Raw genomic sequence first — 11,669 nt, 5'->3', positions numbered from 1 at the left:
TGTTAATATAAATATTTATAATTCGTATTTATATTAACATAATATTTTCTTCTTCTCTTTTCGTCAATAGGAAATTTCCATCGGAACCAACAATCCGCCAATTCTTACTCAAGCAAAATAGAGAGCAGCATGCACAAAACAGGCTGGCATCACGCCCCGCTTCCGCATTTCTTTGGTCATTGTTTACCAGCCTGAACTTCCTGTATAATATGCTCATGTTTTATTTGTTAACATATTCATTAATGATAGGGAGGATTTCCTTATGTCCATCAGCCAGTTCGAATACCCTCATCCCCTGATCCCTCAGCGTGCCGACCCGTGGGTCTATCTGCATACGGACGGTTATTACTACTTCACAGCCTCGGTGCCCGAATACGATCGGATCGAGCTTCGGCGCGCGTCGACAATCGCAGACTTGGCGACGGCTCTGCCTGTCGTCTGCTGGCGCAAGCATGAGCAAGGCCCGATGAGCGCCAACATCTGGGCGCCCGAACTCCACTACATCGATGGCAAATGGTATCTGTACTACGCTGCGGGTCGGGCCGAAGCTCCCTTCGAGCACCGGATGTACGTACTGGAATGTGATGCCGCCAATCCGCTGGAGGGCGCCTGGGCGGAGAAAGGCCAGATCCGCACCGCCTGGGAAACCTTCGCCCTCGACGCCACGACGTTCGCTCATCGAGGCGTGCGCTACCTCGTCTGGGCTCAACGCGATCCCGACATCCCGGGCAACTCCAATCTGTATCTGGCGCCGATGAGCAATCCCTGGACGTTGGCAGGACCCCACACGATGCTGACGACGCCGGAGCATGAGTGGGAGAGGAACGGCTTCCTCGTAAATGAAGGCGCTGCCGTCCTCCATCGGAACGGCCATTTCTTCATCAGCTACTCGGCGAGCGCGACCGATCATCATTATTGTATGGGACTGCTATGGGCTCGCGAGGACAGCGATCTGACCGATCCAGCCTCCTGGACCAAATCGTCCAAGCCCGTCCTCGAGACCGATGAAGCGGCAGGACGGTTCGGCCCCGGTCACAACAGCTTCACGATCGCCGAGGATGGCCGCACCGATCTGCTCGTCTATCACGCCCGCGATTACAAGGAAATCGTCGGCGACCCGCTCTACGACCCCAATCGCCATACGTGCATCATGCCGATCCATTGGGACGAGGCGGGCATGCCGCTGTTCGGCCGCGCAGCATCTGAGCCAAACGGCAAGCCCGTGCAGATGCTATAGTCTGCTCGAGCAACAAAAAAAAGCGAAGCTCGGCAGGCCTTGGGCCACGCCGAGCTTCGCTTTTTTGGTCAGGTTGCAGAAGCTGTACGCTCATAGTAGAGCTTAAATACGATATCCTGATTGTAATTGCCAAATCCCGTGCCGAACAGGGTCAGTCCGCCGACATTCTCGGCATCCTCCTTGACCTCGATGCGGAAGTTCCACTGTTTGTCCTCCACCCGGATATCCTGGATCGTCACATCGGAGATGCGCATACCGTCGATATAGGTGCCGTCGCTGCCGATCTTCAGCACCTTCATTATGCCGTACTGGTTGATCTCGTCCCACCACCAGTCAGGCGTATAGCGCCCGCGCTTGCTTCCGCCAAAGTCGCCCGGGCTCGTCCAGACGCCCAGCTCGACCCCATTCAACGTAAAGGTAATGTCCGAGGGCCAGTTTTCGTTGGCGAACGGCGCCTCCGATGAGATTTCCATCGAGATTTCAAGCTCCAGCGGCGTATCGTTTTTCATCAGGTAATTAGCTAACCGGTACTCGATGTAGCCTTGTCCGAGCCAGAGGATCTTCGCATTGACCCGCTCCGGTTCGAGGAACGCTCGCGGCTCGTCGAACATGCCGATCACCTTGACCGTCGAGGCCAGACCGCAGGTCGGATGCACCTCGAAGTCGCTGTAATGGCCGACCAGCACCTCCGTCACATGACAGTCTCTGGCGCTGGTCACAGCGCTGGACGGGAAAATAATCTCGATCTTGTCGGTAACGAGGGTACACATTTTTTTGGCTCCGCCCTTGCCGGGCTGCATGGAGGTCTTGATAATGCCGGCCCGCTCGAGCTTCTTGACATGCATCGTCATGATCGCGCTGCTCAGATTCATCGCGTCGGCCAGTTCCTTGATGTTCATCGTCTTGGTTGCCAGCAGCCGGATCATCTCGATGCGGACGTTGCTGGCCAACGCCTCGTAGACCGGGAGGGCATGCTGGGATATATCGATTCTCATCTTCTCCGACCTCATTTATGGATTGATAGGCTTGGTCTTCGGCTTGTTCTTGCTGCCCGGCGGCCTGCCCCTGCGCCGCTTGGGCGGCGGATCAGCGGGCGACGCTGCCGGATCGGAAGCTACGACAGAAGCGCCTGCGGGCGCCGCCTTGGCGCTTGCGGCCTTTGCATTCGGACCTGCAGTTCTTGACCTGGCACTCGCAACTGTAGCCTCGGGGCTTGCCGCCTCATCGCTTGCCGCCTTCGCGCTTGCCTTCCTCCCCGAGCGCTGGACCGGCGACTCCAGGTCGCCTGCATCCAGCTCGATCCCGAAGGCTGCGCCGAGATCCTCCTCGGCCAGCACCCGGGCGCTGCGTCTGGAGGAGCGGCTCAGCATCTCACGGGACTGCTCGCCGAGCGAGGAGGTGATCAGATCGCCCATCTTCACCTGGCGCAGCTCGAAGAACATCGCCGAATCGTCGTCGAATCTTGCACCGATTCCGTACAGCACAGCCGCCACATGCTTGCACATGACCGCATAGTCAGGGCAGCTGCACGAGAACTTGATGTCCTGTGGCGACGGGAACAAGCCGCTGTCCTTCATCTGGAACAGCTTGGCCAACGCTGACGGGAACTTGCCGCCGGCCAGCTCCTGGAGCGAGCTGATTTTGCCTGCGCATTGCTTGACCAGCTCCTGCCTGGCTGTCTCGGACAGTGGCGCTACCGTAATCACTACCTTGTACGGGCGAGAAGAGCTGCCCTGGACGAGCGCATGGACCTCGCCGCCATCAATCTGTAGATCGAGCACAGCGCCATGCCGGACATAGCTTCGTCCGCGAGCGATTCGGTTGCTATAGTCCGAGTAGCTCTCGAGATTGCTGCACCACGCCTTGCCCCACCATGTTGAGGAGATCGCCCGTCCGGCGATGACAATTGGCCAGACATTCGGATTGTCTTGCTGGAGTTTTTGGGCCGCCTGGGCGGCGCGACGCTTCTTCTCGGCTACCGGCACATATTCGAAGAATCCTCCATAATATCCCACGTTACTGCTCCCCCTTCCTACAAGGACAATCGCATCAGATCCATCAGCTGCGCGTTGTCCATCTCGGTAATCCAGTTCTCCTGCGCGTCCGGCACGATCTCGCCCGACAACCGCGTTTTGTCCTCGATGATCGCGTCGATTTTTTCCTCAATGGTACCCTTGGCGATAAATTTGTGGACGATCACATTTTTTTGCTGGCCGATTCGGAAGGCCCGGTCCGTCGCCTGGTTCTCGACCGCGGGATTCCACCATCGGTCGAAGTGGATGACATGGTTGGCCGCCGTCAGGTTCAGCCCGACGCCTCCGGCCTTGATCGACAGCACCATGAACGGCACGTATGCCTCGCCCTGGAAGGCTGCGACCAGCTCCTTGCGCTTGGCGACCGGCGTCTCGCCGTGCAGGACGAGCCCCTTATGGCGGAATATGCCTTCCAGGTACGCACTGAGCGATTCCGTAATCTCCTTGAATTGGGTGAAGATCAGCACCCGCTCCCGTTTCTCGTAGATCGTCTCGCAAATGTCCCGCAGCCGCTCGAACTTGCCGCTCTCCTGTTCATTATACGCCTGCTGACCGAGATACTGGTCGGGATGATTGCAGATCTGCTTGAACTTCAGCAGCGCCGCCAGCACCAGTCCCTTGCGCTGGATGCCCTCCTCCGCCTGATTCAGCTTCTGCTGCAGCTCATCGACGAGCTTGCCATAGAGCAGCACCTGCTTTTTGGACAATTCGGCGTACGTCTTCATCTCGATCTTGTCCGGCAGATCGCTGATGATCGAGCGGTCCGTCTTCAGCCTGCGCAGGATAAACGGCCCGACCGTCTCCCGGAGTCGGCCGTAGCCCTTGCCCGCCTGCTGCAGGCGGCGCGTGAAGCCGGTGAACTCCTTGGCCGTGCCGAGCAGCCCCTTGTTCAGGAAGTCGAATAAGGACCACAAATCGGCCATCCGGTTCTCGATCGGCGTGCCGGTCATCGCGATGCGGAAGCGCGCCTTGACCTGCTTGGCGAGCCGGGTTTGCTTGGCGCCGGGGTTTTTGATCGCCTGCGCTTCGTCGAGGATCAGTGTGTCCCACTCCTGCTCGAGCAGCCACGGATATTTGGCCAGCATGCCGTAGGTCGTGATGACGAGCCGTACCTCCTCTCCGAGCGCCTCCTCCTGACGCACCTCCCTCGTCTCGGAGGGATGACATACATAGTTCGTCAGCGAAGGGGCGAAGCGGCTCAGCTCGCTCATCCAGTTGCCGATGAGCGAGGCCGGGACGATCAGCAGCGCCCGCTCCCGGCTGCGCGACCGGACCGCATTGAGGAAGGCGATGATCTGGATCGTCTTGCCTAGTCCCATATCGTCGGCGAGACAAGCTCCCAGACCAAGCGACCGCATCGCTTGCAGCCAACTGACGCCCTGCTCCTGATAGCCGCGCAGCCGTGCCTGGAAGTCGTCCCCGACCGAGGCCGGCGTCTCCAGCTTGTCCGGCTGACGGAGACGCTCGAGCACGGAGGTCAGCCACTCGCCGTTCGTCACCTCGACCTCGAGGTCCGAGTCATCCGGCACGAGCTTGAGCGATCGCTCCGCATGCAGATGCAGCTTCATCGCCTCGAGCATGCTCATCTCCGAGGACTGTCCGCTCTTCACCGCCCGCTCGTACGCCTGGAGCGCCTCCTGCAGCCGTTGGTGATTGACCTCGACCCACTTGCCCTTGATTAGCCGCAGGCCTTGCTCCTCCTCGAGCAGCTGTCTCAACTCGTCAGCCGACACCGTCTGATCGCCCAGCCAGACCTTGGCCTCGAAGCTCAGGATCTCCTCCATGCCGAGCCGTCCCCGCTCCCGCTGTCCGACGCTGACATTAAGCTTCACAGCGGTCCCCTTGGCGCTCCACCATCTCGGGATGCGGCAGATGATGCCGGACCTCTCATAATGCTCTACCTCCTTGAGGAAGGTGTACGCCTCATCGGAGGTCAGGCCGATCGGATGGAACAGATCGCCGCTCTCGAGCAGCTCCCGGATCAGCTCGCTCTGCTCGGCGGCGCGATGCACCGTCGACAGCAGCTCCAGCAATTGGTCGCTATGCTCGCCATACTCGACGAGCGCATTGCGGAGCGGCACATGCCGCTGCTGCCCGCTCTCCTGTGTCTGCGGCGCATAGGTGGACAGGAAGGAGAAGGGGTACTCGCTCCCCTCCTTGCTCTCCACGAGATGGAAGTACACCCGCCCCGCCACATGCCAGGTCGCCCCATGATCCCGCAGCCACGCCGCGACGCTCCCGCCATGTCGCTCCAGACTGACCGCGAAGGCGTCATGCAGGCGATCCCACACCGCCTCGATATACCGCTCATCCAGCAGCTGCGAGCCGCTCAGATAGGGCGCTTCCTCGAGCAGCCGGACGATGCCTTCCTCCGCCAGCGGCACGACCGTCTCCCCGCGACGCTGCTCCAGCCCGGGGCTGCGCACCAGCCCCTGCACGAACATCGTCGCGAGGCGGCGCAGATACTGCAGCGACAGCGACAGCTGCGACGCCTCGGCATCCGTCCTCCACGCCAGCTCCAGCAGGAACGTCTCGCGCGCCTCCTGATAGCGGCTGTACAACGTCTGCTGGAGCTCGGCCGCTTCCTCCGGCAGCTCGCCCTGAGGCTCTATTGGCTGCCAGTCCAGCTCATAGCTGCCACCTGGCAGCAACGCCGCGACCAGTTGCTTGTCCTTCACGTCCTTCACTTGCATCGTTGCATCCGTCACGGATACCATCTATTCATCACCCTTAATCTCGATCGTTCGCTCAGTAGATTGCGTTGCACTCAGTATAAGGCATATCGCAGGGAGCTGCCACACTGCAACGCACATAACCTGATGCCCGCCGGCATGGCCGGTCAGACATCAGGTTCATACGATCCTCAAGGTCTATCCTTCGCTGAACACGCCGAGATAGCGCACCTCATCGGAGATCGGCGTCAGCAGATGATCCTCCACCGAATTAAAATAAATCGCGTCTCCTGCCTGCAAGGTATATTCGACCGAGCCGACCTGGTACTTCATCGTGCCTTCCAGCACATAGATGAACTCCTCGCCGCTATGCGAGAAGACATGCTTTTTTACTTCTCCCTTGCGGGCGACGAAATAATAGGGCTGCATTTTTTTGTCGGGCCTCGGTGCGGCAAACGCATAAAACGAGTAGCCTTTCTCCGTCTTGATCCAATTGGCGTTATTTTGATAATGCGAGGCCTGCGCGAAAAAGGTGCGCGGCTCCTGATGCTCCTCCAACAGATCCGACACCTTGACCCCCAGCGATTCGGCGATTTTAACCAACGTGGCGATCGGCGGCGTCGAGACGCCATTTTCTATTTTGGAAAGCAGGCTTTTCGTGAACCCGCACTGCGTGGCGATCTCGTCAAGGGTACGCTTCTGCTGCTTGCGAATCATGCGGATACGTTGTCCAAGTGACATAGGGCTTAGTTCCTTTCTCCATCGTCTGCCAGCGGCGCCGCCAGACGGCGCCATGCTATATATAAGCTTAACAGACCCGAAGCAAAAAAATAATCCCCGTTTCCACTAAAATGCCGTTACTGCTCTTGGGAGGCCAGGAACCGATCATAGTTGGACTGATAGATCTCGACGATCTCCTCGATATTCATCCGCTTCAGTTGCGCCACATAAGCATCCCACTCGGCGTCGATATTGCCGCGCAACACCCACTGGGTGAACTGGCTGTCGATGTACCCGTTCTCCTGGAACAGCTCCGGCTCCAATACGGCCAGACGGTTCACGTTCTCCTCATCCATCATCAGTCGCGGATAGACCTCCTCCGGCGTATACGGCGCGTACATCTCCACGAGCTCCCGCTTCTCCTGCTGCGACGGACGACGCTGGATCAGATCGCCGATGATGTAGACTGCGCCTGGTCCCGGCGTCTCCTGTACCCGGAATGCTCCCTCCGCAGTCCCTTCCGGCGGCCAATGCAGACCGATCTTGCCGTTGTCGGCTTCATACAGATGGCTGCCGAACGGTCCAAAGGCGTGCTCCACGCTGGTCCGCTCCTCGTACACATGGTCGATCCAGCGCATCGTCAGCTCCGGATAAGGGTTGCTGTTGGCAATCGCGAACGAGCCTACCGTCGTGCCTCCTGGCTGCCTTGGCCAGAGTTGGTCGCCGTCCGGGCCTTTAAGCGCGGAGATCGGAACGTAGGTCCAATTTTCGCGTTCCTGGCCCCACAGCACCGAGCGGCTCCAGCCGAACAGCACGCCTACTGTAGGCAGCTCGGCTCTGATCTTGGCGTCGTATACCTGCCCTTCCTGGGAGAACACCTCCGGATCGATCAGCCCTTCCGAGTACAATTGATGCAGATAGCTGACGTACGCCTTGTATTCTGGTTCCATTGGCGTAAAATAGACCGTTTTGTCCTCGACATGGAAGCGATTCGCGCCGTTCAACAGCTTGCCGAAGGCCCCGGTCAGCGCCTCCACGCCCCGGATCGTATCCCGCGTGCGGAAGCTCATCGGGATCTCATCCGCCTGTCCGTTGCCGTTCAGATCCTTGCCTTTGAACGCCCGCAGCACCTCCAGCAGCTCATCGGTCGTCTGCGGCACATCCAGACCGACCTGGTCGAGCCATTCCTGGTTGACGAACATAGCGGCGCTGGCTTCCGCAGCCGGGTCGAACTCATTGACATGCGGCAGCGAGTAGATATGACCGTTCGGCGCCGTGATCAGCGCTTTGATGTCGGGCCGCTCCTCCAGGAAGGCGTGCAAGGTGGGCGCGTACTCGGCGATCAGATCCTCCAGCGGAATGATCAGCCCTTGGCCGCCGTACTGCACCACCTCGTTGTTGGTCAGCACGCCCGTGCCGTAGAAGGCGTCCGGCAGCTCGCCGCTGGCGAAGATCAGATTTTTTTTCTCGGTAAAATCCGCTCCCGTCGCGGTCGTCCACTGAATCGTCATATTCGTCTTCTCTTGCAGGTTCTTGAACACTTGCATCTCGCCGAACGGCTTGATCGCGTTGGCATTGCCTTGGGCAAAAAATTCGAGCTCGATCGTCTCCTCCAGCGGAAAAGCGCTAGCGGCGTCAACCTCTGTCTCAGGAGCGGTGCGACCGCCGTCCGACGAGCACGCGGTCAGTCCGAGCGCCAGCGCCATGCCTGCACACACTAACGTTTGCTTACGCATGTTCATGTCTCCTCACTCATTTTTTTTGCGTTACCCTTTGATCGAGCCAATCATAACGCCCTTGATAAAGTAGCGCTGCACAAACGGATAGAGGATGAGCACCGGCAGACTCGATACGATGACCACCCCGTACTTGATCAGCTCGGAGAAATCCTGCTGCGCCGCCATATCCTCGACGTTCATCAGCTCCTGCGCGGAGTTGCGCACCAAAATCTCGCGCAGCACCATCTGCAGCGGATACATCGATTCATCGCGCAGGTAGATCAGGGCGCTGAAGTAGGAATTCCAATGCACGACTGCGCTGAACAACACCATGACGGCGATGATCGGCAAGGAGAGAGGCAGCACGATGCGCAGGAAAAACCGGGTGTTGTTGCAGCCGTCCACCTTGCTCGCCTCGAGCATCTCCAGCGGAATCGTCGTCTCAAAGTAGGTGCGGACGACGATGAGATGATAGACGCTGACGGCGTTGGGGATGACTAGCGCCCAGATCGTATTCAGCATGCCGAGATCGCGCACGATCAGATAGGTCGGGATGATCCCGCCCTGGAAGAACATCGTGAAGACGATGAGCAGTGTAATGATATTGCGGCCCGGCACATCCTTTCTCGACAAGGCGTAGCCGCCAGTCATCAGCAGGCCGACATTGATCGCCGTACCTACCAGCGTATAGAGGACCGAGTTGCGGTAGCCATTCCATAACGCCTCATGCTCAAAAATTTTGCGGTAGCCCTCCAGCGTCATATCGATCGGCCAGAACCAGACAGCGCCGGTGTTCACCTTGCCGGGATCGCTGATGGAAGCGATTACGATAAAATAAAGCGGATACAAAACGATCGCCAGCACGACTAGAAAAAACGCTCCGTTCAACAGATCGAATACGCGGTCGCCCTTGCTGCGGTTCATGAGCATCCTTCGGACACCTCCTCTACCATAAGCTGGTCTGATTCAGCTTCCTGGCTGTCATATTGACGGCCAGCAATAAGATGAAGCTGATCAACGAATTGAACAAGCCGATCGCGGTGGAATAGCTATACTGCGCATTGAGCAGCCCCGCTTTGTACACATAGGTCTGGATAATCTCGGATGACGAGATGTTCACCGCATTTTGCATCAGGTACACCTTCTCGAAGCCGATGCTCATAAACTGCCCAATATTGAGGATGAGCAGGATCATGACTGTCGGCATGATGCCGGGCAGGTCGATATGCCAGATGCGTCTCGCCTTGGAGGCGCCGTCCATGACAGCGGCTTCATGAAGCTCCGGACTGACGCCTGCGAGCGCGGCGATGTAGATGATCATGCTGAAGCCGGCATTTTGCCATACTCCGGAGAAGACGAACACCGTCTTGAACCACTCCGGCTCGGCCAGGAAGAAGACCGGCTCGAAGCCCATCAGCATCAGTACCTGATTGATAATCCCCTTGCTCGGCGATAAAAACAGATATAACATACCTACCATAACCACAACTGAAATAAAATGAGGCGCATACGTCACGGTCTGGACCAATTTGCGGAAGCGCTGGCTCGTCAGTTGGTTCAACAGCAGCGCCAGAATGATGGGAATCGGGAATAATGCGAGTTCGTAGAGGCTGATCAGCAGCGTGTTCTGCAGCAGATTCCAGAATTGGTAGGATGAGAAAAAGCGTTCGAATTGCTCGAAGCCGACCCAGGGGCTGCCGGTAATTCCTTTGGGGATCGAGTATTGCTTGAAGGCGATCTGCACCCCGTAGATCGGACCGTACTGGAAGATTGCAAAATAGATGAGCGTCGGCAGCATGAGCAAATACAGCTCGTAGCTCCGGGCAATTTTTTTCAGCATAATGCTCCCTCCTGCGCTGTTGTCCCCGGAGGTCTCGGCAGGTTGCCCCTCCAGATGGGCTCCGGGGATACAGCTAGCGTGTGTACGCATGTGTACGGCGATTACGCTCTAGAGTTGGACGATGCGTCCTTCATTCGCAGATACATACGCAGCGTCGAGCATCGCGATCGTCCGGAGATTGTCCTGGGCGCTGTTGGGCGCTGGCTCGCCGGTCTCCAGCGCGGTCAGCAGTTGGTTCAACCCGCCATAGGTGGCGGTCTCTCTGGAGATCGACGACGTCCAGGTCTGGACGGGATTCTGCTCTCCGCGCTTCAACAGCTTGATCGTGCTGTGCTCGACGTGCAGCGTACCCGCTTCGCCGATGACGATCATCTCCGTCCGGTTGAACACCGACGAGAAGCTCTGGACGTATGTCATGACGGCGCCGTTATCGAAGGTTACCTGAACCGACGCATCCGTCTCGCCCTTGCAATCGACCGCTGCGGAAGATCGATTCTGGCCGTAGACCGACTTGGCCTCCGAGCCGAGCAGCAGCCGCACTCCGTCGAACCAGTGGATGCCCATAACCGACAGCGCATGGCGCTCGCAGTCGACCCGCCAGCCGCTGTCCTGACGGAAGAAGAGGTTGGTGAAGAGCACCGATGTGACCTTGCCGATCGTCCCCGCCGCTACGATATCCCGGGTCGGCTCGAACGGGAAATGCTGTCTGAAATTTTGATTAACCGAGACGGGAATGCCGTGCTGCGTCGATAAAGCGACGATCTGCTCGGCTTCGGCCAGCGTATCCGAGAACGGCTTTTCGACGAAGACAGGCAGACCGGCGGCCAAGAGCGGCGCGATGATCGGCTTGCGCAGCGGCGAGGGCGTGCAGACAACTGCCACATCGACGCCGCTGCTGGCAATGAAGTCGTCCAGCGACGTGTAACGTCCGGCAATGCCGTATTTATCGGCGCGAGCATTCAGGATGTCGCTGTTCGAATCGCAGAGCGCCGTCACCTGAACCCGGTCCGACTGCTCTTTGTAGCCTTCGAGATGCAATTCGCTGACGCCGCCTGCTCCTACGATACCTACCTTGTACGTTTTCACTCGTTACCATCTCCCTTAGTCCATAGTAATCGCAGCAAATCTGCGGATCTGCTCGGTAATCGCCTGCTCCACCGGCAGCCGCTCCATACTTGATGCGCCGTAGAAGCCGTGGACCTGCTGCGTCCGCTGCAGCACATAGGCGGCATCCTCCGGCTCGGAGATCGGACCGCCGTGACAGAGGACGATCACCTCCGGATTCTCCGCTCTGGCTCCATCGGCGATCCGCTGCACGGCGGCTGGCGCTTCCTCAAGCGGGATCGCCGTCTGCGCGCCGATCTTGCCCTTGGTCGTCAGCCCCAGATGAGCGACGATGACATCGGCGCCCGCCGCCGCCATGCGGCGGCCCTCCTCTTCGTTGAACGC

10 protein-coding genes are annotated in these 11,669 nt (G+C 58.6%); 1 reads left to right on the top strand and 9 read right to left on the bottom strand.

The features are described 5' to 3' along the window. Positions 1-262 precede the first annotated feature (262 nt). Positions 263-1,237, top strand: a complete 975-nt coding sequence (locus tag PA598K_RS26245) for a glycoside hydrolase family 43 protein (RefSeq protein ID WP_128659790.1) — start codon at positions 263-265, stop codon at positions 1,235-1,237. 68 nt (positions 1,238-1,305) lie between these two features. On the opposite strand, the gene PA598K_RS26240 is transcribed toward PA598K_RS26245, so the two are convergent. The 9 genes from PA598K_RS26240 to PA598K_RS38245 all read right to left on the bottom strand — a co-directional run. Next, positions 1,306-2,232, bottom strand: coding sequence for an ArsR/SmtB family transcription factor (locus PA598K_RS26240; RefSeq protein WP_128659789.1), 927 nt, complete (start codon positions 2,230-2,232; stop codon positions 1,306-1,308). Positions 2,233-2,247: 15 nt separating this feature from the next. Continuing rightward, positions 2,248-3,252, bottom strand: coding sequence for an SWIM zinc finger family protein (locus PA598K_RS26235; RefSeq protein ID WP_128659788.1), 1,005 nt, complete (start codon positions 3,250-3,252; stop codon positions 2,248-2,250). A gap of 17 nt (positions 3,253-3,269) precedes the next feature. Next, positions 3,270-5,987 carry a DEAD/DEAH box helicase gene (locus PA598K_RS26230; protein WP_221414181.1) on the bottom strand — a complete coding sequence of 906 codons (2,718 nt, stop codon included), beginning with the start codon at positions 5,985-5,987 and terminating at the stop codon, positions 3,270-3,272. Between the two features lie 153 nt (positions 5,988-6,140). Further along, positions 6,141-6,683 (bottom strand): helix-turn-helix domain-containing protein, encoded by a 543-nt coding sequence (locus tag PA598K_RS26225; protein ID WP_128659787.1) that lies wholly within the window; start codon positions 6,681-6,683, stop codon positions 6,141-6,143. 116 nt (positions 6,684-6,799) lie between these two features. Further along, positions 6,800-8,398, bottom strand: a complete 1,599-nt coding sequence (locus PA598K_RS26220) for an extracellular solute-binding protein (protein WP_185602237.1) — start codon at positions 8,396-8,398, stop codon at positions 6,800-6,802. Positions 8,399-8,428: 30 nt separating this feature from the next. After that, positions 8,429-9,310, bottom strand: coding sequence for a carbohydrate ABC transporter permease (locus tag PA598K_RS26215; protein WP_128659785.1), 882 nt, complete (start codon positions 9,308-9,310; stop codon positions 8,429-8,431). 16 nt (positions 9,311-9,326) lie between these two features. Then, on the bottom strand, positions 9,327-10,220 hold the full coding sequence (locus PA598K_RS26210) for an ABC transporter permease (protein WP_128659784.1): 894 nt from the start codon (positions 10,218-10,220) through the stop codon (positions 9,327-9,329). 108 nt (positions 10,221-10,328) lie between these two features. After that, entirely contained in the window at positions 10,329-11,306 is a 978-nt protein-coding gene (locus PA598K_RS26205) for a Gfo/Idh/MocA family protein (RefSeq protein WP_128659783.1), read from the bottom strand. Between the two features lie 15 nt (positions 11,307-11,321). After that, on the bottom strand, positions 11,322-11,669 hold a 348-nt coding region (locus PA598K_RS38245), incomplete at its 5' end, for a phosphoenolpyruvate hydrolase family protein (protein WP_260405622.1).

The organism is Paenibacillus sp. 598K, from assembly GCF_003851045.1.
Taxonomy (GTDB): Bacteria; Bacillota; Bacilli; order Paenibacillales; family Paenibacillaceae; genus Paenibacillus_D.
The sequence above is the reverse complement of the archived record's forward strand: the minus strand, read 5'-3'. Positions and strand labels throughout refer to the sequence as shown.

Excerpts from the sequence above, each read along its gene's own strand:
- PA598K_RS26245 (WP_128659790.1), top strand. The coding sequence starts at position 263 with ATGTCCATCAGCCAGTTCGAATACCCTCATCCCCTGATCCCTCAGCGT.
- PA598K_RS26240 (WP_128659789.1), bottom strand. The coding sequence starts at position 2,232 with ATGAGAATCGATATATCCCAGCATGCCCTCCCGGTCTACGAGGCGTTG.
- PA598K_RS26230 (WP_221414181.1), bottom strand. The coding sequence starts at position 5,987 with ATGGTATCCGTGACGGATGCAACGATGCAAGTGAAGGACGTGAAGGAC.
- PA598K_RS26225 (WP_128659787.1), bottom strand. The coding sequence starts at position 6,683 with ATGTCACTTGGACAACGTATCCGCATGATTCGCAAGCAGCAGAAGCGT.
- PA598K_RS26220 (WP_185602237.1), bottom strand. The coding sequence starts at position 8,398 with ATGCGTAAGCAAACGTTAGTGTGTGCAGGCATGGCGCTGGCGCTCGGA.
- PA598K_RS26215 (WP_128659785.1), bottom strand. The coding sequence starts at position 9,310 with ATGCTCATGAACCGCAGCAAGGGCGACCGCGTATTCGATCTGTTGAAC.
- PA598K_RS26210 (WP_128659784.1), bottom strand. The coding sequence starts at position 10,220 with ATGCTGAAAAAAATTGCCCGGAGCTACGAGCTGTATTTGCTCATGCTG.